Below are 23392 nucleotides of genomic sequence, written 5' to 3'. Positions count from 1 at the left end.
GGGCAATCTACCTGGATAGTTATCTCGCACATAACTTCCTGTAAACACCCTTGCTGCCATACTTATTCCTACATCATACATTGTAGACCACTACCAAATAAAGATAGTGATGCACATAGTAGGTGGCATTAAGTATGTAACTGGTGCACAGGATACAGTTACATATATTGGTCATTTTTATTCCGAGATGAAAAATTTAAGAAGCACTGCAGATCAAGTTGAACAAGTAAAAATAATTTTTCAAGAATAATTTCTATTTTTAAGTTAATATTTAGATATTTGTCTAAATACTTAAATACGCTGTGAACAAAGTTTTCAAAGCACTCAATGATCAGACGCGCAGAGAGATTCTGAACCTGCTGAAGGGAAAGGATTTGACTGCCGGAGACATTGCGGAGGCTTTCCAGATCACCAAACCCAGTATTTCGCATCACCTTGACATCCTGAGTCAGGCGGATCTGGTCACCTCCCGCAAGCAGGGGCAGTTTGTGATTTACTCGCTCAACACAACGGTACTCGACGACTTAATGCAATGGATCATAACCCTTAAGGATTAGCCCCTATGAAGACCAACAACCTGACCCGAGAGCTCATTCTTTGGACAATCGTTCTCATACCGCTCGTATACCTGGCCTTGGTTTGGGACAGGCTACCCGAGCAAGTGCCGGTGCATTTTAACCTGAAGGGCGAAGCAGACGGTTGGGCGGGCAAAACGGCTATGATCTTTATTGTGCTGGGCACGACTGCCCTCCTGAATCTTATTCTGCTAGCAGTGCCGCACATCGACCCCAAAAGAAAGCTCGACCACATGGGCAGCAAGTACCACCAGTTGCGCTTTATCTTAATCGCTTTCATGGCGGTGCTATGCATTTTCCTCATTCACACGGCTCTGAACCCGGGCACTTTCCGGCCGAGTGCCCTCTTTATGTTGATAGGTGGCCTGTTCATCGCTCTGGGCAACTACTTTCAGGCGGTTAAACCCAACTACTTTATTGGCATCCGCACTCCCTGGACGCTGGAGAGCGAGCAGGTATGGCGCAAGACACACCGACTGGGGGCATTCTATGGATCATTGGCGGCATACTGCTGATAGCTTTGGCTTTTCTACCCGAATCGGGGCTGCAGCAAGTGCTGTATATCGCCGTGATTGCCCTGACAGTACTCGTCCCTGTGGTCTATTCATTTATGGCCTACCGGAAAGAGCAGAGACTGAATCAGCATACTTAAATTTCACTTACCTAACCAAAGCATTTACCAGGTCTACACCCTCTATCACATGAATCGACTTATCCTCTTCTTAGCCACACTATTACTTCCTTTCATGATTCTAGCGCAGCAAGCAGCGCCCGAGCAGGTCACCGGTACCTGGAACGGGGCACTGAACGTGGGAGGCACCAGTCTTCCACTCGTGCTGCACATCAAGGCAGAGGCCGATGGCACACTTACAGCCACCATGGACAGTCCGCAGCAGGGGGCCAAAGGTATACCGGTGCAGGAAGTGAAACTGACAAAAGACAGCCTACACCTGAACATCCGTGCTATTGGCGGCGTGTATGTAGGCAAGATGAACGGTGCAGAAACAATAGACGGGCACTGGAAGCAAGGCGGCTACTCGCTTCCGATGCAACTGAAAAGGGGCGCGGCGGAAGTTGCCCGCCGAGCACAGGAGCCCGTGAAGCCATATCCTTACCAGGAGCAGGAAGTGACTGTGGAGAACAAAACGGCAGGTATAAAACTGGCCGGCACACTTTCTATACCTGAAGGCAAAGGTCCCCACGCCGCCGTTATTCTCTTTACCGGCTCCGGCGCCCAAGACCGCGACATGACGCTGCTTGGCCATAAGCCCTTCCTGGTGCTGGCGGACCACCTTACCCGTCAGGGTTTTGCCGTGCTGCGCCTCGACGACCGGGGTGCCGGCAAGTCAGGGGGCAACCCGACCACAGCCACTACCAAAGACCTGACGACCGATGCACAGGCAGCTTATACTTATCTGAAAACGCGCGAAGAGGTTAACCCTAAAAAGATTGGTTTGCTGGGATTGAGTGAAGGCGCCCTGATTGCGAGTAGCGTGGCCGCCGCTAACAAAGATGTGGCTTTTGTGGTACTGATGGCCGGAAATGCTGTGCCCGGCACCGAGCTGCTCGTAGCCCAGAACAAGTCCATTTACAGTGCTGCTGGTATACCTGATCAGCCGCTACAAAAACTTCTGACGCTGCGCAAAGCACAGTTCGAAGTTGCCGCCTCTAACACAAACACCTTTGATGCCATCAACAAGATCAAAGCGCTGGAGCAGGAAGCTAAATCCAAACTGACAGCGCAGGAGCAGCAGCAACTCGGGTTAACAGACCAGAGCGAAAGCGCCTTAGCCTCCCAACTTACAACACTCTGGATGCGCTACTACCTGGCCTACGATCCGGCTCCGACTTTGCAAAAACTGAAGATGCCTGTATTGGCGCTGAATGGCAGCAAGGACTTGCAAGTGCCTGCCTCCCTTAACCTTGCCGCCACCGAAAAGGCCCTAAAAGCCGCTGGCAACAAGCGCTTTACCATTAAGGAGATGCCAGGGCTCAACCATCTTTTCCAGACAGCTAACACGGGGTTACACACAGAGTATGGCTCCATTGAAGAGACAATGGCACCTGCCGCGTTGGAGACGATCAGCACTTGGATGAAGGGGGTTGTAAGGTAAGGTACTTTCACGCGTCATGCAACCGAAGGGGCACTCCGCGGGTCGTGTAGGTATAGCTGTCTCTCTTATACCTTACCATCGCTTCAGCCTTCTTTTACGCTATAACTATGCAACTCACGTTCAGAGAAATCATCTTACATGATGCCGAAGCCCTGGCAGAGCTGTCGCGCCAGTTTGGCTATAGCGTAACAGTTGAGGAAATGCAGGAGCGCATAGCGCAGGTAGCGGCTCGGGAAGACCATGGTGGCTTTGTGGCAATAGCAGAAGAGCAAATTGTTGGCTGGATACACGGCTTCTATACATTTCGGTTGGAGTCAGAGCCTTTTGTAGAGATTGGCGGATTGGTCGTGGCCGAGCACCTGAGGGGCCAAGGTATAGGTCATTTGCTAATAGAGCAGGTAAAGGTATGGGCGACTGGTTTCGGGATTAATAAAATCAGGGTACGTTGTAACACAACAAGAATCGATACCCACAAATTTTACCTGAAAACAGGTTTCACCGATAGCAAAGAGCAAAAGGTATTCGACCTGTTTTTTTAGCTGCTACTAACACGCTTCTATACCCCTTGTAACTTAAAATGAACTTAAAGCCCTCCGCACTTTTTAGCGCATTTTTCTACTTCTAACGATTCACACCGCTAACCATCACGCTGTCATAAGCCGCTCTTAAGTTTATGCAGGAAAGTAATTCATTCATAACCAGCTTGTTACATGGTGCAAACCTACGCCAGCTTATTCGAGTAAACAGCGTATGAAAGCAATCATCCTACTTGGCACACTCAAAAGAGAAGGCCTATCTAACACAGAGGTTCTATCAGAGTTTATGGCGGGCTATTTCAAAAAGCAGGACATCGACTGCAGCATCGTCAAGTTGGTAGAGCATAACATCCTGGCAGGCACTTACAGCGACATGGGCAAAGGCGACGACTGGCCAGGTATACTGGAACAGATACTCATATCCGATATCATTGTGTTCGCCACGCCCATCTGGTGGAACAACCAGTCCTCGGAAATACAACGGGTAATTGAGCGCCTGGATGAGATTCATGACGAGATTCTGGAAGGGAAAAAATCGAAGCTCGAAGGAAAGGTAGGCGGTATTGTCATCACCGGTGACTCCGACGGGGCGCAGCATGTCATCGCTAACGTCAGCAACTTTTACAATGCTGTAGGTATCGTACTGCCGCCTTATGCTTCGCTGTCGGTGCTGTGGGAGAAACAGGCGAAAGGCGAAAAGCCCACACGAGAAGAACTGATGAAAAAGTATGAAGAAGACTACGCTAGCACGGCCCAAACCATGGTGAAGCAAATGCTGAAGTATGCGCAGAAAAAATAAGGTATAGCCTCCACTTTTTTGACGATCCCAACAATTCCATCCACATTACATGCGTCCAAAAGAACTGATACAGCAATGGGTAACGCTCTTTAACCAAGGCAATGCCGACGCTTTGGCTGAGCTGTACCATACTGATGCCATCAACCACCAGGTGGCTAATGAACCCGTAGTGGGCAAGGCGGCTATTAAGGAAATGTTCGCGCAAGAGTTTGCTACAGCCGAGATGACCTGCGTTGTAGAAAACCTGTTTGAGGACGGTGAGTGGGCCATATTGGAATGGAAAGATCCACTGGGTCTGAGAGGATGCGGCTTCTTTCAGGTGACAGATGGCAAAATCAAGCTCCAGCGCGGCTATTGGGATAAACTCTCCTTTCTCCGCATGCATGGCCTGCCTATACCTGCCGAATAACCCTAGCTTTTACGGCACCGGATCATACCCGCTCCCGCCCCAGGGATGGCAGCGGCCAATCCGCTTCAGGGCCATCCAGCCGCCTTTAAAGGGGCCATACTTGTTCACAGCTCCCACGGCGTAGGATGAGCAGGTTGGGGTATAGCGGCAGGTGGCGGGCTTCAGCGGGGATATCATGTTGCGGTATACCCAGAGAAGCGCAAGCAGTAGTTTTTTGAAAAGCCAGGTCATGGTGTGATTTAGCTGCGTTTAAATTTACCGAACAACTGTTAGCAAATGCATTTTTTAGATAAATTTGTCACAGTTTAACTAATCTAAACAAAATTTCATGTTAAAAAGAATCCTTTCACTCCTTCTTTTGGTCTCGCTTTGCGTGCCCTTCGCAAAAGCAGACGAAGGTATGTGGCTGCCAATGCTGATCAAGCGCCTGAACCACGCTGACATGCAGAAAAAAGGCCTGCAGCTGACTGCCGAAGAAATCTACAACGTGAACAACTCCAGCTTGAAAGACGCCATCGTGCAGTTTGGCGGCTTCTGTACGGGTGAGTTCATCTCTGCCGAAGGTCTCTTGCTGACGAACCATCACTGTGGTTACGGCCAGATCCAGTCGCACTCCACTCCTGAAAAAGACTACCTGACCAACGGCTTCTGGGCCGCGGATCGCAAGCAGGAGCTTCCAAACGAAGGCCTGTTCGTGGACATCCTGGTGCGCATGGACGACGTGACGGCGAAAGTGCTGGAAGGCATCGACAAAAATACGCCTGAAAAAGAGCGTCTGCAGCTTGCTTCGCAGCGTGCGCAGGCCATCGCCAAAGAAGCCAGCGAGAATGACCGTTACGTGTCTTATGTGCGCGATTTCTTCAACGGCAACGAGTACTACCTGTTTGTTTACGAGCGCTTCACAGACGTTCGTCTGGTAGGAACGCCTCCGTCTGCGGTAGGCAAGTTCGGTGGCGACACTGACAACTGGATGTGGCCACGCCACACGGGTGACTTCGCCATGTTCCGCGTATACATGGCGCCGGACGGCAAGCCAGCCAATTATGCTGCGACCAACGTGCCTTACAAGCCTAAGCACCACCTGCCTATCAACATTGGTGGTGTGGAGCAGGACGACTTCGCAATGGTATTCGGTTTCCCGGGCCGCACGAAGCGTTTCATGACTTCCGAAGGCCTGGTGCTGGACGTAGAGCAGCTGAACAAATCACGCATTAAACTGCGCGACAAGAAGCTGGCCCTTTGGAAAGAAGATATGGACAAGAGCGATGCAACCCGCATCCAGTATGCGTCTAAATATGCTTCAACTGCCAACTACTACAAGTACTCTATCGGTCAGAACGAAGGCATCAAGCGTATGAAAACGGTAGAAGGCAAGCGAGCAGACGAGAAGAAGTTCCAGGCCTGGGCCGATGCCAACCCTGAGCGCAAAGCGCTTTACGGCTCTTCGCTCAACGACATGAACGCAGCCTACAAGGAAATCGAGAAGTATAACCTGGGTTCTGTATACCTGAACGAAGCGGTGCTGGGTACTGAAGCCCTGTTGTTTGCTTACCGCATGTCGGCCTTGAACAATGCCCTGAAAGCTGGCAACGCTGACGCCGCCAAAAAAGCCGCTGAAGACCTGAAGCCACGAGCTGAGGCTTTCTTCAAAGATTACAACATGGCTACGGACAAGAAAGTGTTTGCCGCCATGATGAAAGCCTACCACGAAGACATCGCCAAAGACCAGCAGCCAGACGCTTTCAAGCAGCTGGTAGCCAAGTACAAAGGCGACTTTAATAAACTGGCTGACTATGTGTACGGCAATTCGTTTGTGGTGAACAAGCAGAAGACGGAGCAGTTCCTGAACAACCCATCGCAGAAGCAACTGGCTAACGACCCGGCCTTCACCTTGGTGAACTCCATCATCGAGCATTACCAAACGAACATCTCTCCTAAGCTGGCTGAGAGCAACGCCAAACTGGCCCGTGCGAATCGCCTATACACAGCCGGTCTGCGCGAGATGAACCCGGACAAGGTATACTACCCGGATGCGAACTCGACTATCCGCTTGAGCTATGGTTCTGTAAAGAATTACCAGCCTGCTGACGGCGTGACTTACAATGTGATTACGACCCTGGAAGGTGTGATGCAGAAAGAGGATCCGACCAACGAGGAATTCATCGTGCCTGCCAAGCTGAAGCAGCTGTATGAAGCGAAAGACTACGGCCGCTATGCCAACAAAGACGGCGAGCTGATCGTGAACTTTATCACCGATAACGACATCACAGGCGGTAACTCAGGTTCTCCGGTGATCAACGGTAACGGCGAGTTGATCGGTCTGGCCTTCGACGGCAACTGGGAAGCGATGACTGGTGACCTGGTATACGACCCGGACTACAAGCGTTGCATCAACGTGAGCGCCAACTACGTGCTGTTCATGGTAGACAAGTACGCCGGTGCTTCTAACCTGATCAACGAGATGACCATTGTGGACACCAACAGCCCAGGTCCTGCCGACGCTGGTGCCACTACAACTGCAGGTGCTTCTGACAACGGCTCTACTGAGCTCCTGAACGCAGCTGTCGAAGAAGCGAAAGCTGACCTGGCCGCTGGTAAGAAGTCAGTAAAAATAAAGAAGAAAGACGGTAAGAGAAGAGCTACTGTAGAAGTAAAAAACTAAGCAGAGCGACTCTTAACTGAATAAAGCAAAGGCGCTGGGGATATTCCTCAGCGCTTTTTTTTGTCTGAATCTTCACATAGGGCCCCTACCCCAAGGATTTGCAGGATTTAAGGATTTACAGGATTATTGTGGATGTCGGGCAAACAAACTTAAAGCTCTTTCGGATCTCCAGATCCGGAAGCAGGCTGGTGGGGATGTCCACATCCCCGTGTATACCTGAATGGCTCCATTCTACTTTTTTGTCATCCTGTAAGGATCTTAGTAGCAAGTAGCATAAGCTTTACTTCCGGGGATGGCGTTCTTCCAAGTCCTGAAAGTTCTCTTTAATCCTAAAAATCCCAACCTTCACAACCCTCCTCCTACCCCCTCGTACATAGCACTTTATCTATAAAATACGACCGGATGGGATAACGCAACTTCTACAAAACAAACTTCATTTCCTGTTTCTCCTCTTGCTGCCTTGCCTCGTACAGGCGCAGGCCGATGTGCCTGCAGGTGCGCGTGCCGCCGCGTTGGGCAATGCCTCCGTCACGCTGCCTGATCTGTGGGCACTCAACAACAATGTTGCAGGTATAGCCGGTCTCGAGAAAGCACAAGTGGGTGCTTACGCGGAAAACCGTTTTGGCGTAAGGGCCTTTTCGACCATGGCGTTGCAGGCGGTGTACCCTACTGCCAGGTATGGTAACTACGGACTGAGTATGAGTCGCTTTGGCGATGAGCTATACAGTCAGCAGCATGTGGGGGTAGGTATAGGCCACAAGCTGGGGCAGTTTAGTCTGGGCGGGAAAGTAGATCTGTGGCAGGTGGCGACAGAAGGGTATGGCAGCCGCAAGGCGGTGGCGTTGTCGGTGGGCGGACAGGCGGAGATTGTGCCGGGTTTATTCTTTGGCGCCTATGCCTATAATATCAATCAGGCTAAATTGGCTGCCTTCGACGACGAACGACTGCCTACCATCATGAAAGCGGGGCTCGGTTATCGCCCTTACCAAAAACTACTTGTACTCGCCGAAACTGAAAAGCACATTGACTTCCCCGCCAACTTCAAGGCAGGTATAGAGTACCAGCTTTTGCAGGAGAAAGTGGCCCTGCGCTCGGGTTTCAGTACACTCACCAATCGCGCTACCTTTGGGCTCGGCTTCCGGGCTCGTCAACTCCTTGCCGATTATGCTTTTGGCTCCACTACATTGCTTGGTCAAAGCCATCATCTGTCACTTTCCTATACCTTCCAAAAATAAAAGCTAATGAAGCCAGGTATAGCGACATGCTTCAGGTATATAATTCATCGCTTGCTACGGCAGCAAGTCCTCAAAATGCAGGGTATAGTGGCGCTCTTCAAGTATAGAATATTGCGGTCGCAAGCTGGCATCAAACAAGGTATAGTGACGCTCTTGCTTATACTTTACACCTGGTTGCCGCTGCAGGCACAGGACTATCCGCGCCAGACCTTCGATTTCGACCTGTTCGTGCAGGAGCTGTTCGCGCAGCAGGAAGACGAAAACGTGCCCTACGAAGACTTCTACGAAACGCTTTTCCAGTACTTTCAACGCCCCATCGACCTCAACCGGACCACGCCCGAAGAACTGGCGTCGCTCTACATTCTGTCACGCCCGCAGATCGCATCGTTCTTCCGACACATCCGGGAGAACGGCCCGCTGCTGAGCATCTACGAATTGCAGGCTATTCCTGATTTTGACCTGATCACGATTTACAAGTTGGTCTATTTTGTGCGGGTCGATGATGCTGGCCTCAACGCGGACCAACGCCCGCTCCTCCAGCGCATTGTCGGCGAAGACAACAACGCCCTGATCATCCGCTACGAGCGCACCCTACAGGAGCGGCGCGGCTATACCTCCATCGATACCTCCAGCCGCTCCATCACGCGCTACCTCGGCTCACCCGACAAAGTGCTGATGCGCTATCGCGTGAGGCATACCCGCGACTACAGTCTGGGCTTCACTGCTGAGAAAGATGCAGGAGAGCAGTTTACCTGGGACCCCGACACCCGCCGCTACGGATTCGATTTTTACTCAGCGCATTTGCAGCTCTACAACAAAGGCAAGTTTAAAACAATTGCACTAGGCGATTACCAACTGCAGTTTGGGCAGGGCTTGTTGCTTTCGTCGGGCTATACGGTGGGCAAGGGCAGTGAGACGATTACCACCGTGAGTAGGCCGAACGTCGGTATACGCCCCTATAGTTCGGTGCTGGAACACGCCTTTTACCGGGGGGCGGCGGCTACCTATACCTTGGGCAGAGTGGATATAATAGGCTTCGTGTCAAGAAAACGGGTTGATGCCAACCTGCAGACACAACTCGACACGCTGGATAACTTCGATGATTTCTTCACAGGTATACAGACAACCGGTTTCCACCGTACCCCTACCGAACTGGCCAATAGAGCGCAGGCGCGTGAACAGATTATCGGTGGAAATGCTACGTACCAGAGTCGCAACCGTACATTGCTGGCAGGTATAACAGCCATGGCAACCAGCTTCAGCTCGCCCATCCAGAAAGCGGGATTGCCCTATCAGCGCTTCGAGTTTGGCGGCACGAGCAATTACAACATCGGCACTAACTACGCCTATACCTGGCAGAACGTATACCTGTTCGGTGAAACGGCCATCTCCAAAAGCGGCGGCCTGGGCACGGTGAATGGTTTGACGGCCAACCTCTCCAACAAAGTGGAACTGGCCATGCTCTACCGCTATTACGCCCGCGATTTCCATACCTTCTATGGCAACGCCTTTGGCGAGGGAACGCGCAATATTAACGAACAGGGATTTTACACGGGCATCAAGATAAAGCCTTTCCCGAAGTGGGAGCTCACCGCGTACTATGATCGCTTCCGTTTTCCGTGGCTCCGCTACCGTGTGGATGCTCCTTCGCAGGGAGACGAGTACATGCTGCGGCTCTACTTCCGCCCCAACCGCCAAAGTTCGCTCTACGCCCAGTTCCGCTCTGAGAGCAAAGGCCGCAACGTAGCCGAAAATAGCACCAGCATAGACTATGTGGGGCAGGCCAATCGCAAAAATTACCTCTTGTACTATGAATTCACGCCGACGCCCGTTGTCAACCTTCGCTCCCGGGTGCAGTTCAGCAGCTTTGAACTGGAGTCTCCCCAAACGACGGGATACTTTATTTCCCAGGACATCAACTTCAACTTCAGCAAAATTCGCCTCAGCACCCGTTACGCCATTTTCGACACAGACGATTACGAAACCCGCCAATATGCTTTTGAAAGAGACGTGCTTTATGCCTTTTCTATACCTGCCTTCAGTGGCAGAGGCACCCGCCTGTATGCCTTATTGCAATTCAGGCCGATGCGCCGCATGGATGTGTGGGTGAAATATGCGCTGACGCACTACCGCAACCAGCGCACCATCGGTTCAGGCCTGGAGACGATTGTAGGACCAAGAAGATCGGATATCAGGGTGCAGACCAGGTATAGGTTTTAGCTAGCGCTGCCTTTTAACTGCACCTGAAGCGGTCTGCAACTTTCCTTCGCAGTTGCGCTTACCAGAGCCCCTTTCCGGTCAAGCTCCAGGTGGCAGCACTCTACAAAAAGCTCTTTCAGTTTCTCCCGCCCACGCTGCACCCGCGACTTGGCACCGGAATAAGACATACCCAACCGCTCGGCAATCTCTTTCTGGCTGATGACTTCCAGCTCGCTTAGCCGCAGGGGCTCTGCATACTCGGCTGGCAGCATGTTGATGAGTGGCAAGATCAGACTTTCTGTATCCTGCCGTTCCGGCTCCTGGTTTAGTAGTTCCTCTAACTTGCCTTCGTCCTCTAGCGGCATGCTATGCCCCTGCTCGCGGTAGTAATCGTATACAGCGTTTCGGGCAATCTGGTAAAGCCAGGCATTCATGTTGCGCACATCCTGCAGTTGCTCGCAGTGCCTGTAAAGCTTCACGTAGAGTTGCTGCAGGATATCATTGGCCTCATCCTTGTCCTTCACGCGGTTCATGACAAAACTCCTCAGCCTGGCTTCATACTCCAAGTATACTGGCGCTACAGCAGCGCAGGTGTCTACTGAAGAGGCAACTGGCTCAGCCGAACAGGTATGGCAACTTTTGTTTCCCATGACGCAAAATTTTAAATGCAAAGGTAGGTGGAGATATACATCAATATACGAAGAAAAATATGGAAAAGGCAAATTCCAAAATTCTCATGAAAGCACATAAAATTAGCCGGACTACGGCAGGTATGGGCTATACCTGCCGTAGTCCGGCTTCGTAGTTTTATGTTGTACTAAATGGCAGTGATGGTTGAGGCAGTGCGGGTATTCGCTCCTTCGCCGTACACAGTGGCTTCGCCGAAGGTATAGAAAGCTTCCCAGTCCACACCCTGTGGATCGGTTATCCAAGACTTCTCAGACTTGGCATAGCAGCAGGTGCACTTCCCTTCTTCCCGAATGGCGCCCTTTGCCTCCTTTAGGCGGCCGTATACCTCAGCCAGCTCCTCTTCGCTCTCTGCCTGTATACCTAGGTGCTCTATACCTGCGTTTTCGGGGTGCAGCGAGATGGCGAAGTTGATGCGCGGGTCTTCCAGCATCCATTTGGCATAGTCTTCTTTTAATACTGTGGGCTCCGTGCCGAACAAGGCTGTATAAAAGGCGGTGGATTCCTGCAGGTTTTTAACGCGCACATTCACGTGAAATCTTTTCATGGCTCTGTCGTTTTAAGGTGATTTTTTCTTGTCTCACCTTGATGACGGGGGGAGGGCTAAAAAGACGCAGCCCCACAGAAAATATTTTCTGTGGGGCTGCTTTATACCATAGGATGGTCAAATCACTGTATATTCTTCACAAAAACTACTTGCTGCTGGTCTGCTTTGTATACGTCGTTCATAAACGCTACCATGGTAGCATATACTTCTGGTTTGAAGCGGCCCTTATGCATCTGCAGGGTCCTAATGTAAGTGACCTGGCGTCCATCAATGTTTACTTTGGATTCAAAACGGCCAAACTCCGTATCAAATGCTTGATCATTTGGCTTGAACTCAAGTGCAAAGCCGGCGGGCATTTCGTAGACGATCGTGTCGACGTTGGTGTAGGCGCTTGACCTTACGACATCATACTTGCGGGTGCCTGTGTTCTGTGGCAAGGTAGTCCAGCGGTTCATTAAGTTAGGCGTCAGAAACATCCGCTTCCCACTCACCGTGACGCATTGCCGCAAGCTCAGTTCCAGTTTTTCGTTCACTTCAGGCATCCGCCCTTTCTTCAGATCAAAGGAGAAACTTTTTAGGTCGAAGGCCGGGATGCCGATGCTGCGGTACAGCCACTTGCGTTGCTCTTCCGGTGACAGATGATGGATGGGATCGAGGTGGTCTTCGTGTGCTATACCGGTATACCTGGTCTGTACCTGCGCCACACCATTGCCGGTTTCATCTAACTTGACAGTAGCCATCCGACTCTGCAGGTTATCCTTGGCTGTGTATGCCTGGGTCTTCACCAGTTTCCCTCCGTCTTTTGTGATAAGCAGCGCATGGCGGTCGCCAGTAAAACTGCCCGAGTAGCCCGCTGACTCAAACTGGCTGGTGCACTCCAGCCAAACAGTGTCCTGCTTGGTGGGTACGCAAAGGATCACGTGGTTGAACTGGCTGCTTGGGAAATCGGTAAGCACTTCCCGCTCGTTGCTCCCTCCGTTCACGAGGGCGTAAATGGAAGGTATACCTACGGCCTGCAACATGGCTTTGGTATAGTTAGTAAGCGCCTTACAGTCCCCGTAGCCTTTGGAGTCAACAAAACTGGCCTCGAAGGGCTGCCAGCCACCCAGGCCCAACTGAATGGAAACGTAGCGGGTATTCGACTGCAGGTAATGGTATACCTTGTTAATTTTCTCTATCGGGTCGTCGATACCAGCCACCATGGCTTGCAGTTTGGCTTTAGTGGCCTCTGGCAGGGCATCACGTCCTTCGTTCAGCTGGTTGATCCACTTTCCATAAGCCTCCCAGGTGTCCATGTTTCCCTTATACCCCTGCACTTCAAAGTCGGATGGAGCCGTGCGGACCATGGGCAGCAGCTCGATCATGCTCGGGGCATAAGGCTCGCTGTCCATCGGGGTCATGTTAGTGATCTCCCAGTTGTATACATCATGCGTAGCCGTGTTCTCCTGCTTCACGCCCTGCGACAGATTGCTCTCGCGGTAACGCAACTTCATTCCTTTGGGCATCTTTACCTGAAAAGTTGCCTTGGCAATAGAAGTCTTGCTATTGTTGAGCGGTACCCAGTTAGGGTAAAAGAGCATGTTGCTGGTCGTAGTCTGATACTCAAACTCTACCTTGTAAGGGTATACCTGATGGGTCAGTTCAGCGATCATGATGCGGTTATCCAGCACTTCGTTATCAGCGCTGGACGCACTCACGTTCCGGATCTCACTGTTCTTTAAGCTCTTGATCTTCTTCCCGTTCCGATCATAACTTGTTCCTTTTATAAAGTCGACCTTGTTGAGCTTGTCATGATGCACATACAACTTGGCGTGATCTTTTCCTCCCTCGTTAAAAATGGTGACTACCCTTTTGATATAGGTAGTGCCTTTGCTCAACGAGTGCACCGTGAACACCTTCTCTTCCTGGTTGATGATGGCATTAGCACCCTTTAGCAGGTCAGGGTTAGAGGCCAACACTGGGTTTGCCATTGCCCACAGCACGATAGCCAGCAGCGTGTATAAGTTTCTTTTCATCACATTATAAAATCGAAGCCCGTGTGTATTATTTTCGTTTCAGCACAATCTGCTCGGCGTGCTTAGCCACTATGCGGGCGTATAGCTCTTTCAATTGCGGGTACTCGGCCGCGTAGTAGATCGGCTTAGAAATATCGATCTTGCTGAGCACTTCCACCACATTGCCCCGCTTCTCCACCATGTACATAAAGCTTCCACCCTGATTAGGCAGGCTTACTTTGACATTCTGCGGCGCGTCATCCAGTTCGTAGTTATCCGGTATGGTAAAGCGGCAAATAAATGTTTCGCTGATCGGGAAGGCAAAGTCTACCGGGTAGGCACGCTGCTCCAGCTTAAAAGGGTTCTCGCTTTCCCCCTGCCCCAGCATCGGGTTCAGGTAGATCATGTCCTGCGCCTGGCCATTGCCTGCAGCCGCCACTTTGTAGTTGAGCTCAAGGGCGCTGTTCAGCTCCTTCAGGTGCTTGAAGGCAGGGCTGCTGAACTTGTAGGTACCGATCTCCTTGTTTAGCTTCTCTGTGTAGCTGGACTCGCCTTCTTCCTTTACCTCCTTGCGCAGGTATAGCGCTCTGTATCCACTACTAACCTCTGTTGCATCCCCGTCTATCTGTCCATTCTCAAGGATTGTCAGATTGCCAGTATACACCCGCTGGTATTTATCTGAAGGTTTCAGTGCTACCCATTGGTCTGTATTGGCCTTGATCAGTCGTCCCTCCCCGTTGAGGCTGCGTACTGGCAGCATGCCAGCAGGCAGCAGTGGGTCTGTAGCATCCAATAGCACAGACTTGCCATTCAAGTTGACATGCGCGATCACATAGTTAAATTTATTGAGCATCGGCGTGCCTTTGTAAACCTTGCCGTGCTCGCGGGTACTCACCAGCACGGGCGCTGCATCCAGCCCAGCCTCCTGCAGCATAGCGGTGAGCAGCAGGTTCACTTCAGCCGCACTGCCTGTTTTATTGTCGAAAGCTTTGCGCAGCGTGCCGGTCGTGTAAATGCCGTACTTCCCATTCCACTTCATCTGCTGCTGCACCATCTCGTAAATCGCCTTCATCTGCTGCTCAGGCGCCGTGAACTGTTCTGTAATAGCGGCTACATCTCCCTTGAAAAAGCCCTTTCGGTTAAGCTGACTGCCAAAGCGCTCCTGTCGCAGCAGGTCTTTTATTACCTCGTCCCATTCGCCGGTCATCACTTTGGATTCCTTGCCGGGCACATGCAGCATCTGCAGTTCGAACTCAATGCGAGCCTGGTAATCGGTAAGGGTGGTGATGTAGCGCTCCGGACGCAGTGCCGGCAGGTCTACCATCACCCAGCGGTACCCGTTGATTCGGGCATCGTAGTTGTCCTTTGGCTCATAGATGCCGTGGTAACCATGCTGCAAGGTCTTATAGTCGAAGTACTGCGGTATTTTGGCTCTGTACTCGCTCCATACGGTAGGTATAGTGCTCTGAAACTCCCAGTCGCGCAGGTTGTAGATAAAGTCTGAATTGACCGTGTAGGTATATTCGATCACGGAACCTTCCTTCACATTTGGCATCGTAAACTTTTTAGTCTGCCGGTACTCCGACTGCCTTTCTTCAAATATGGCGCTCGACTCCAGTTTGTCTTTTTTGATCTTACCGTTTTCGAGGTTATAGGTATAGCCTTTTATACCTGAGATGGTCTCTTTGCTGCTACCATTCTGGTACATGGGCACCTCCACATTAGCCCAGGTATAGCCCGTCTTTTTCAGGATCTTGATTCGGGTGCGACGCTCCGTGATAAGTTTGACATCTCCATTGAGACGGAAATGAGACACAGCAAAGTCAGAAAGGATGACGGCTGCGGCACTGGTATCCTTGTCGTAGGTTCGCATCCGGAGCTCTTCCTCCTGCACTTTCCCGTACTTGTAGGGGCCTGATTGAGAGAATGCCTCCAGAGCAGGGATACAAAGGAACGGAATTAAGATAAAAATCAGCTTCGCTTTCATGAAATGGGGAATAATGACAGCGTACTTCAGGACAGGTATAAAGCATACCCTGAAGTGCGCTGCAAATGATTAATTGGATGACACTTTTTTCAACACGATCTGCTCGGCGTGCTTGGCCACAATCTGGCTGTAGAATTCTTTCAGGTAGGGGTACTCAGGAGCGAAGTACACGGGCTTGAGCATGTTTATTTTACTCATGATCTGCAGCACATTTCCCTCTCGCTGCACAATGTACATGAACTTACCGCCATCTTCAGGCAGTGAAATAATGGCGCCCTTAGGGGATTCTTCTACTTCGTAGCCATCCGGTATCACAAACTTGGCCACGTAGGTATAGTCGATGGGAACTGCAATGTCAACCGGGTACAGACGCTCCTCTAGTTTGAAAGGGTTTTCTGTTTCGCCCTTGCCCAGCATCGGGTTCAGGTAGATAACATCAACTGGCTGTCCGTTGCCACTAGCTGATAAGTTGTAATTGATATTGAGGGCCTGGTTGAGATCCTCTACATTTTGGAACTCTGGCTTCTCTACTTTATAGTTGCCGATCTCCTTGCTTATTTTTTCGCCATATTTATCCTGCCCGTCCTCCAGTATCGTCCTACGAAGGCTAAGAGCATCATACCCAGTACTCGATTCCGTTACCTTCCCGGTTAGTCCACCGTTTGGATTGATGGTAAGTTCGCCGTTAAAATACTTGGTGAGTTTACCGGTTGGCTTGAGCGTTACCCAGCGCTGGTCATCTTTCTTGATGAGGCGCCCCTGACCATTCAGGCAACGCACCGGCAGCATGCCAGCAGGCAGTAGCGGGTCAGTAGCATCCAGCAGGTATTCCTTATCACCCAGTTTCACGTGGGCGATTACGTAGTTAAACTTGTTGAGCATCGGAGACCCCTGCGGCACACGGCCGTGCTCTCTGGTGCTTACCAGTACTGGGCCGGCTTCCAGACCAGCATCCTGCAGCATGGCGGTCAGCATTAGGTTCACTTCAGCCGCACTGCCTGTTTTATTGTCAAAAGCTTTGCGTAGCGTGCCGGTCGTGTAAATGCCGTACTTGTTATTCCACTTCACACTACGCTTTACGAGGTTGTGAATAGCAATCATCTGCTGCTCAGGCTCAGTGTGCTTGGCCGTGATTGCGGCTATCTCTGCTTTAAAGAAGCCTTTGCGGTTAAGTTGGGCACCAAAGCGATCCGCTATTAGCAAATCCTTTGTAACATCTTCCCAATTGCCGGTCATTACCTGAGGCAGTTCGTTCGGGTATTTTACGGTCTGTAGCTCAAAATCAATTTTGGCCTGATAGTCGCGCAGTGTAGTGATGTATTTCTCCGGACGCAGCGCAGGCGCGTTTCTGATCACCCAACGGTATACGTCACTGGTTGCCTCCACCTGGCTGGAACCACCTGGTGTGCGCCCTCCTCCCATACCGGGCGTCACTTCCGATGACCAGGTAATGGTGAAGCGATCTCTGGATTTGGTATTGGTCGACTCGTCAAATCGCAGGTAGCCCTGCTGCTCCTGTTTGTAATAGAAATACTCTGGAATGCGCGCATTGTACTCGCTGTAAGCCACCGGAATGGTACTCTGAAACTCCCACTCGCGCAGGTTGTACAGAAAGTCAGAGGTGATCGTATAAGAATACTCAATCACAGAGCCTTCCTTGACATTTGGCATCGTAAACTTTTTGGCAAACCAGTTTTCGTTTGTCTGCTCATCAAATATCGCTTTCGACTCCAGTTTGTCTTTTGTCACCTTGCCATCTTCCTGGTTGTAGGTATAGCCTTTGATGCTGTAAACAGTTTCCTTCTTGGAGTTGCGCTGGTAATAAGGTACTGAGATATTAGCCGCATCATACCCTGATTTCTTCAGAATCTTGATACGGGTATGGCGTTCAAACACGACTTTAAAGCCTTTGCTGTAGGTAAAGTAAGAGTATCCATAGTCTGATAGCACGACTGCCGCGGCACTTGTGTCCTGCTCATACACGCGCATCTTTAGCGCTTCATCATCTACCTTTCCGAACTTGGCTGGCAAGTCCTGTGCATGGACCTGACAGAGCCCTGCGCTTAAGATAAAAAGGAAGGTATAGAATAGAGTAGAAGTTTGTAATTTCATAGGCTGTTGAAAAATGGTTATATGATATGTTATGAAGTTTCAGCGTGCACAAAAGACTTCATAAAATGGCGGTATCATTTATAAAGTAGTTCAACAGACCAATGTATAAAAGAAACAATATTCTTCTATATTGTCAATACTAAAACAAAATTTTGTATTGATATTCAACTATTACAGTCTTATAATTCAGGCTTATGTATACATATCGTATGATTTATATTCAACCTGAACGGCTTTACAGTACAAAAAATCAATATTATTAATCAAAGGAGGCAGGATTCGCTCAGTTCAAATTTGATGCAATTCGAGCAAATAGGACAGGAAATGCATTATGGAAGCAAAGTATAAATTTGCTCTTGCATACAGTGAATCGAGTTGTGTGCACGATTAAAAAAAAGCAGGGCCATGAAATTAATCATGGCCCTGCTACCAGTTCGTGTACAAGGGTGAAATCTGCAAAGAAACAGACCCAGGGAGTGAAGGCAGGCCTGCCTCTTTGCATCGTATTACAGGTAGGATGTGAAATTATTGCTGTTTTGCCAGAATTCGCGGCATGTTTCGCGCTGCTTCTCTAAAAATTCCTGGTCCCGTTTCAGGCTTTTCCAATCGCCATAGCCGAGGCGTTCACATAGCTTAAAAAAACTGTCCCCCTGGTTTTGGCGGCCTTTGATGCGAACGAGCGAACTCAACAGGGGGCGCCCCGCTGCATGTTCCGCTTCAGAAATTTCGTCGATTACGTCGTTAAGTTGTGCTTTCTCGTAAGTGTTCTCGAGATTAAGGCCCAATTCGGCTTCCAGTATCAGATTTTGGAATGACATCAGGTGAGCGCGACCGCGGGCTACTTGAATGAGTTTTTTACGTACGCGTGTATTCATTGTGCTTTTTTAGATAATGAAGAACAGCGGACTACACCCGCTACTTTGTGCAGTGGGCTCCAGCTGAATAGGTTTCATAAAATATCTATATACACTTATACTCCGAAATGGGCGTTCGGGTTGTCCTGTGTTGCGAAAAATATCAGGGAGGCACGTAAAAGTATAGCCTCTGTTATGAAACTAGCCTGAAAAACAGCCAGTTACCAACGCTGTTTTTTTTACTGCAATCTTGGCTGTTTTTCGGATAGGTATTTCCAATAGCGCTTTGGTATGTGGCGCATGTGCAGTTTGGGGTTCTTGCGCTCCGGTATGTTAACATGGTCAAAGTATACCTGCCAGAGCATTTGGTACCGGGTTTCGTTTTCGTCGTATTGTTCTGCGCTCAGTTTGCCCCGCTGCCTTGGCGTAAGAGCAGGATTCTCCAATTGAACAAAGCTCGTGTGCTTTAAATCATAATATGCCCCATACCGACGCGATGAATCATAAATAGCCCAGCGCTGGTCAGCATAACGCTTCTCGAAGTGGCGCACAATCAGGGGAAGCACGTTGAAGTCAGGTGAGATGCTGGCATAGTACAGGCCATCAGCCGTTTTCTGAAAACGCACAAAGGCTTCCATCCTGTGCTTCTCACGGTGCACCTGCTTATGGATCTGCTGTACCTGCAAAATAAAGGGAGCCGTATAGTTTCCTTCCACACTCTCTGGCGAGTCAAACACCAGGCGGGCATAGTCGAAGATCAGCCGCTCGAAACCGCTCTGCTCCCACAAGTAGGTATAGTACAGCGACTCCAGCGCCGAAGCTGACAAACGCTTCTTCAAGCCTTGCCATACCCGGTTGGCTTTGCCCTCGTCTGTCACCACCTGCACGGTTTCGCCGAACATAGAAGGCTGTGCCAACTGCGCGGGCTCGATGGCGGTAGGCCAGGCTTTGCGCTCATAGGCCTCAAACACCACCGTCAGCAGCCCCTCGAAGGAACCGTCGTAGGTATAGGAGTACATTGGCAAAGGTATGCTGACTACTGTTTCGTGCTTGAGTTTACGCGGGCTTTGTCGCGCTTGCTGTCGGTTTGCATTCTGGAAGAAAGGCTCTTCAGGTGCGGCACCAGCATGTTGAGTTTGCAGTGGCAAGAAACACGGGCAACTTTAGTAGAATTTCTCATTGTCTTATGAATGGTTTGAAATGATGTATGATCTTTTTGGTTACACAAATCTGTATGATGCACTTCTCGCCCCTCTTCCATGTCACGTTTTAATATTACTAGCCTACCTGCCGGAACAAGTCCAACTGCTGCGTAAGCAAGGCACTTCGAACGGAGCCTTCACCAAATAAAATGCGGCGGCGCAGTTGCTCTGAGTCAAAGTCCTGCCGCTGCAGGCTTTTGGTCTGGCAGGTGATAAAATACTTGGCCCGCTTCAGCACCACGCCCATCTGGCGCAGATGTTCAAAGTGCAGCGGCGCAAACCGCCGGGCTGATATAATTTTCTTAGCCGACTTCACCCCGATGCCCGGCACACGCAGGATCATTTCGTAGTCGGCGGTATTAATCTCCACCGGAAAGAAATGGCGGTTGCGCAGCGCCCAGCCCAGTTTCGGATCTATGTCCAGATCCAGGTTCGGGTTAGCCTCGTCGAGTATCTCTTTCACGTCAAAGCCATAGAAGCGCATTAGCCAGTCGGCCTGGTAGATGCGGTTCTCCCGTATGATCGGCGGCTCCGAAATGATCGACAACCTGCTATCGGTGCTCACCGGAACATAACCCGAGTAATACACCCGCTTCAGGTTATACCCTTTGTAAAGCTGGTCCGACAGCTGCAAAATCTGACGGTCGCTCTCGGCCGTTGCCCCCACGATCAGCTGCGTGCTCTGCCCGGCTGGCACGAACTTCGGTGTCGTCTTGAACAGCTTGCTTTCTTCTTTCGCCTGCACCAGTTGGTTCTTGATCGAATCCATTGGCAACAGGATCTCACTGTAGTTTTTCTCCGGCGCCAGACTCTGCAAACTCTGCTCCGAAGGCAGCTCAATGTTCACGCTCAGGCGGTCGGCATATAGCCCCGCTTCTTTTATCAACTCGTCGCTCGCACCCGGTATGGTTTTGAGGTGAATGTAACCATTGAACTTCTCTTCCTGCCGTAGCTTTTTCGCCACACGCACCAGTCGCTCCATGGTATAGTCAGCATTCTTGAAGATACCTGAGCTCAGGAACAGTCCCTCAATGTAATTGCGGCGGTAAAAGTTGATGGTCAAATCCACCACCTCCTGCACTGTAAAAGCCGTACGCTGCACGTCGTTGCTTTTGCGCGTCACGCAGTAGGCACAGTCGTAGATGCAGAAATTGGTTAGCAAGATTTTGAGCAGCGACACACAACGACCGTCTTCGGTATAGCTGTGGCAAATGCCCATGCCTTCCGCATTGCCCAGCCCCTTGTTCTCGTTCTTGCGCTTTCCCCCGCTAGACGAACAGGAAACATCGTATTTGGCAGCATCTGCTAATATTTTTAGTTTACCTATTATCTTATCGTTCATCTTTGCTTCTTCTATCTGCTTGACGGTTATAAAATTACAAAATCCTTAGCACAAACCCCAAAAATATTAGCAACAATAGTTATCAACACACTATCCACATCTAAAAATTACTAATACAATTAGCATACGGCCTTTTCAGGATTTCCAGCTTAAATTTTCCACATAAACCTGAAAAGAGTATATTAGGAGGTTGTACCGCACAAACACGTACAACTGATTGTAAGCGCCCCTATACTTCCTATGGCATTCCTTCGTTCGCCCATTCTATGCTGTATGTTAGCTTGTCTGCTGGGGGCATGGCTATTAGCTGGCAATGTGCAAGCACAGGAGATACCCACCCGAAAGGATAGTCTTGCAGCACCAACTGATACCATCAGGCAAAAGTTTGATGAGCGCGTGATGAACAACCTGCGGGAGATCTCGCAGCGCAAAACCATCATGGGCAAGATGCTTAAAGCGATCCTGGTCTTTGATCGGAAGGACGAAGAGGTATTGGGACTGGATGCAGAGTTGATTCAGCGCGAGTACGAGCGGCACAACTACAAAGTAGTGCGCAACATCCAAATTATGACCCTGGATGCCTTGGGCTACTCCATACATGACACCACCCGCGTGCCGCGCAGCTTTCTGGAAAAGGCCGGCAACTCACTGCACATGAAAACCCGTCGGCACTTGGTGCGGAACAAACTGCTTTTTGAGCGGATGGAGCCTTTGGAACCGCTGGCTCTGGTCGAGTCGGAGCGTCTCTTGCGACAGACAGACTATTTGCTCGATGCCCGCATCATTGTGGACGAACGCACCACCACCGAAGACAGTGTAGACGTGCTGGTAATCACCAAAGACATCTTTAGCCTGGGAGGATCCGGCTCCTACAGCCCCTCGTCGGGCGCGGGCAGGGTGGCTTTGCGGGAGCTCAACTTTCTGGGGCTCGGCCACCAGATCCGTGGCTCTTACCGCTTCAACATGAATGCGCCCCGCTCCTGGGAAACCACGGCTGGCTATACCGTGGAGAACATCGGCAACACCTATATTACAGCTGACATCAACTACTTCGATCAGAATTATTACAAAGAGCGCAGCGCCTTCCTGCGCCGCGACTTCTTCGCCACCAACACCCGCTATGCCGGCGCCGTCGGGGCCAGCAAGATCGACGAGCGAATTCTGTTGCCACCTGTGCCAGAGGACACCATTCAGCGCTTTGCGGATCTTGGTTATCATCGGCAGGATGTGTGGCTGGGCCGCTCCTTTAAGTTCAAGAGCTACAACCTGGGTTTTGAGCCGCGCGGCCGACTGATCACGGCACTGCGGGTAATCAACACGAACTTCCATACCAGGCCCACCGAAAATTTTCAGGACAACATACTGGGCATCGCCAGTGTGGGCTATAGCGTGCGCCGCTACTACAAAGACCGCTACCTGTATGGCTTTGGACGAACAGAGGACGTACCCGCCGGCACGCTGGCTTCCATCTCGTACGGCTATGAGCGGGGCGACCTTTTCGATCGCCGTTACTTTGGGCTGGACCTCTCCTTTGCCCGCTATAACAAGGACTTTGGTTACCTCTATAGCCGGGCCGGGTATGGCTCCTTTATAAAAAATGGCAACTGGGAACAGGGTATGCTGGAACTGGAGTCAATGTACTTCACTCGGCTTTACGAAAACGGCAACTGGAAACTGCGCCACTTCATTCTGGGGCGCAGCACCATCGGCATTAACCGGAATCCGGAGGAACTGCTCTCCATCAACAACGAAGACGGCCTGCGCGGCTTTCGATCCGGTTTACTCAGAGGTAACCGCCGCGTGGTCATTAACTACGAAGCCAACCTCTACACGCCCTTCTCGCTTTTCGGCTTCCGACTCGCCACCCTTGCCTTTGCCGATGTGGCCTGGCTCTCGTATGGCAACAAAAGCTCGCCTTTTAAAAGCAAGCCTTACCCGGGTTTTGGGGTAGGTATACGCTTCCGCAATGAGTTCCTGTCATTCAGCACTATACAAATCTTAGTGGGCTACTATCCCAAAATCCCGGCTAATGAGAGCTTCAACAACCTGCGCATTTACGAGTCGTCGCGCTCGTACTACGACTTCGAGGACTTTCGCTTCACACAGCCGGGCATAGCCGAGTTCAGGTAAAATTTCTG

Annotated in this window: 21 protein-coding genes; 10 read left to right on the top strand and 11 right to left on the bottom strand. The window is 50.6% G+C overall.

The annotated features are described in order from the left end of the window. Positions 1-302 precede the first annotated feature (302 nt). The 6 genes from C8E01_RS18320 (at position 303) to C8E01_RS18295 (ending at position 4433) form a co-directional block, all read left to right on the top strand. A complete protein-coding gene (locus C8E01_RS18320; RefSeq protein WP_116544910.1) occupies positions 303-557 on the top strand; it encodes an autorepressor SdpR family transcription factor in 255 nt (84 codons plus the stop codon). A 5-nt stretch (positions 558-562) separates the two neighbouring features. After that, a complete protein-coding gene (locus C8E01_RS18315) occupies positions 563-1090 on the top strand; it encodes an SdpI family protein (RefSeq protein ID WP_243409688.1) in 528 nt (175 codons plus the stop codon). Positions 1091-1276: 186 nt separating this feature from the next. Next, on the top strand, positions 1277-2689 hold the full coding sequence (locus tag C8E01_RS18310; RefSeq protein ID WP_116544909.1) for an alpha/beta hydrolase: 1413 nt from the start codon (positions 1277-1279) through the stop codon (positions 2687-2689). A 107-nt stretch (positions 2690-2796) separates the two neighbouring features. Beyond that, entirely contained in the window at positions 2797-3228 is a 432-nt protein-coding gene (locus C8E01_RS18305; protein ID WP_116544908.1) for a GNAT family N-acetyltransferase, read from the top strand. Positions 3229-3439: 211 nt separating this feature from the next. Then, positions 3440-4024: a flavodoxin family protein gene (locus C8E01_RS18300; protein ID WP_116544907.1), complete on the top strand. Its 585-nt coding sequence runs from the start codon at positions 3440-3442 to the stop codon at positions 4022-4024. Positions 4025-4073: 49 nt separating this feature from the next. Further along, positions 4074-4433, top strand: a complete 360-nt coding sequence (locus C8E01_RS18295) for a nuclear transport factor 2 family protein (protein WP_116544906.1) — start codon at positions 4074-4076, stop codon at positions 4431-4433. A gap of 9 nt (positions 4434-4442) precedes the next feature. Here the strand turns inward: C8E01_RS18295 and yidD are convergent, their stop codons facing one another. Further along, positions 4443-4664, bottom strand: a complete 222-nt coding sequence (yidD, locus tag C8E01_RS18290; RefSeq protein ID WP_116544905.1) for a membrane protein insertion efficiency factor YidD — start codon at positions 4662-4664, stop codon at positions 4443-4445. 97 nt (positions 4665-4761) lie between these two features. Here yidD and C8E01_RS18285 point away from each other — a divergent pair, with 97 nt between their 5' ends. After that, positions 4762-7095 carry a S46 family peptidase gene (locus C8E01_RS18285; RefSeq protein ID WP_165820688.1) on the top strand — a complete coding sequence of 778 codons (2334 nt, stop codon included), beginning with the start codon at positions 4762-4764 and terminating at the stop codon, positions 7093-7095. A 115-nt stretch (positions 7096-7210) separates the two neighbouring features. On the opposite strand, the gene C8E01_RS21745 is transcribed toward C8E01_RS18285, so the two are convergent. Then, the gene (locus C8E01_RS21745) at positions 7211-7363 is read right to left on the bottom strand and encodes a hypothetical protein (RefSeq protein WP_165820687.1); all 153 of its coding nucleotides are present in this window, start codon (positions 7361-7363) and stop codon (positions 7211-7213) included. Between the two features lie 184 nt (positions 7364-7547). Between C8E01_RS21745 and C8E01_RS18280 the strand changes: the two genes are divergently transcribed. Both C8E01_RS18280 and C8E01_RS18275 read left to right on the top strand, forming a co-directional pair. Then, positions 7548-8330: a PorV/PorQ family protein gene (locus C8E01_RS18280; protein WP_116544903.1), complete on the top strand. Its 783-nt coding sequence runs from the start codon at positions 7548-7550 to the stop codon at positions 8328-8330. Positions 8331-8336: 6 nt separating this feature from the next. Beyond that, on the top strand, positions 8337-10550 hold the full coding sequence (locus C8E01_RS18275) for a helix-hairpin-helix domain-containing protein (protein ID WP_243409686.1): 2214 nt from the start codon (positions 8337-8339) through the stop codon (positions 10548-10550). Here C8E01_RS18275 and sigZ read toward each other — a convergent pair. The 9 genes from sigZ to C8E01_RS18235 all read right to left on the bottom strand — a co-directional run bounded on the left by sigZ (position 10547) and on the right by C8E01_RS18235 (position 21254). Continuing rightward, on the bottom strand, positions 10547-11179 hold the full coding sequence (sigZ, locus tag C8E01_RS18270; protein ID WP_116544902.1) for an RNA polymerase sigma factor SigZ: 633 nt from the start codon (positions 11177-11179) through the stop codon (positions 10547-10549). The two genes, C8E01_RS18275 and sigZ, sit on opposite strands and share 4 nt — an antisense overlap. 167 nt (positions 11180-11346) lie before the next feature. Beyond that, positions 11347-11763 carry an ArsI/CadI family heavy metal resistance metalloenzyme gene (locus tag C8E01_RS18265; protein WP_116544901.1) on the bottom strand — a complete coding sequence of 139 codons (417 nt, stop codon included), beginning with the start codon at positions 11761-11763 and terminating at the stop codon, positions 11347-11349. 122 nt (positions 11764-11885) lie between these two features. Further along, entirely contained in the window at positions 11886-13778 is a 1893-nt protein-coding gene (locus tag C8E01_RS18260) for a DUF3857 domain-containing protein (protein ID WP_116544900.1), read from the bottom strand. 28 nt (positions 13779-13806) lie between these two features. After that, a complete protein-coding gene (locus C8E01_RS18255) occupies positions 13807-15744 on the bottom strand; it encodes a DUF3858 domain-containing protein (RefSeq protein ID WP_116544899.1) in 1938 nt (645 codons plus the stop codon). Positions 15745-15813: 69 nt separating this feature from the next. Beyond that, positions 15814-17856 carry a DUF3857 domain-containing protein gene (locus C8E01_RS18250; RefSeq protein ID WP_116544898.1) on the bottom strand — a complete coding sequence of 681 codons (2043 nt, stop codon included), beginning with the start codon at positions 17854-17856 and terminating at the stop codon, positions 15814-15816. Between the two features lie 506 nt (positions 17857-18362). Next, positions 18363-18731 carry a hypothetical protein gene (locus C8E01_RS18245; RefSeq protein WP_243409685.1) on the bottom strand — a complete coding sequence of 123 codons (369 nt, stop codon included), beginning with the start codon at positions 18729-18731 and terminating at the stop codon, positions 18363-18365. A gap of 218 nt (positions 18732-18949) precedes the next feature. Beyond that, on the bottom strand, positions 18950-19729 hold the full coding sequence (locus C8E01_RS18240) for a TIGR03915 family putative DNA repair protein (RefSeq protein WP_116544897.1): 780 nt from the start codon (positions 19727-19729) through the stop codon (positions 18950-18952). A gap of 17 nt (positions 19730-19746) precedes the next feature. Further along, a complete protein-coding gene (locus C8E01_RS21740) occupies positions 19747-19890 on the bottom strand; it encodes a hypothetical protein (RefSeq protein WP_165820686.1) in 144 nt (47 codons plus the stop codon). A gap of 98 nt (positions 19891-19988) precedes the next feature. After that, positions 19989-21254 carry a putative DNA modification/repair radical SAM protein gene (locus C8E01_RS18235; protein WP_116544896.1) on the bottom strand — a complete coding sequence of 422 codons (1266 nt, stop codon included), beginning with the start codon at positions 21252-21254 and terminating at the stop codon, positions 19989-19991. A 273-nt stretch (positions 21255-21527) separates the two neighbouring features. Here C8E01_RS18235 and C8E01_RS18230 point away from each other — a divergent pair, with 273 nt between their 5' ends. Then, a complete protein-coding gene (locus C8E01_RS18230) occupies positions 21528-23384 on the top strand; it encodes a BamA/TamA family outer membrane protein (protein ID WP_243409684.1) in 1857 nt (618 codons plus the stop codon). Positions 23385-23392: the final 8 nt, after the last annotated feature.

The sequence above is a fragment of the Pontibacter virosus genome (assembly GCF_003096355.1).
In the GTDB taxonomy this organism is placed as follows: domain Bacteria; phylum Bacteroidota; class Bacteroidia; order Cytophagales; family Hymenobacteraceae; genus Pontibacter; species Pontibacter virosus.
Note: the sequence above shows the minus strand (reverse complement) of the source record. Positions and strands in the feature narration are given on the sequence as shown.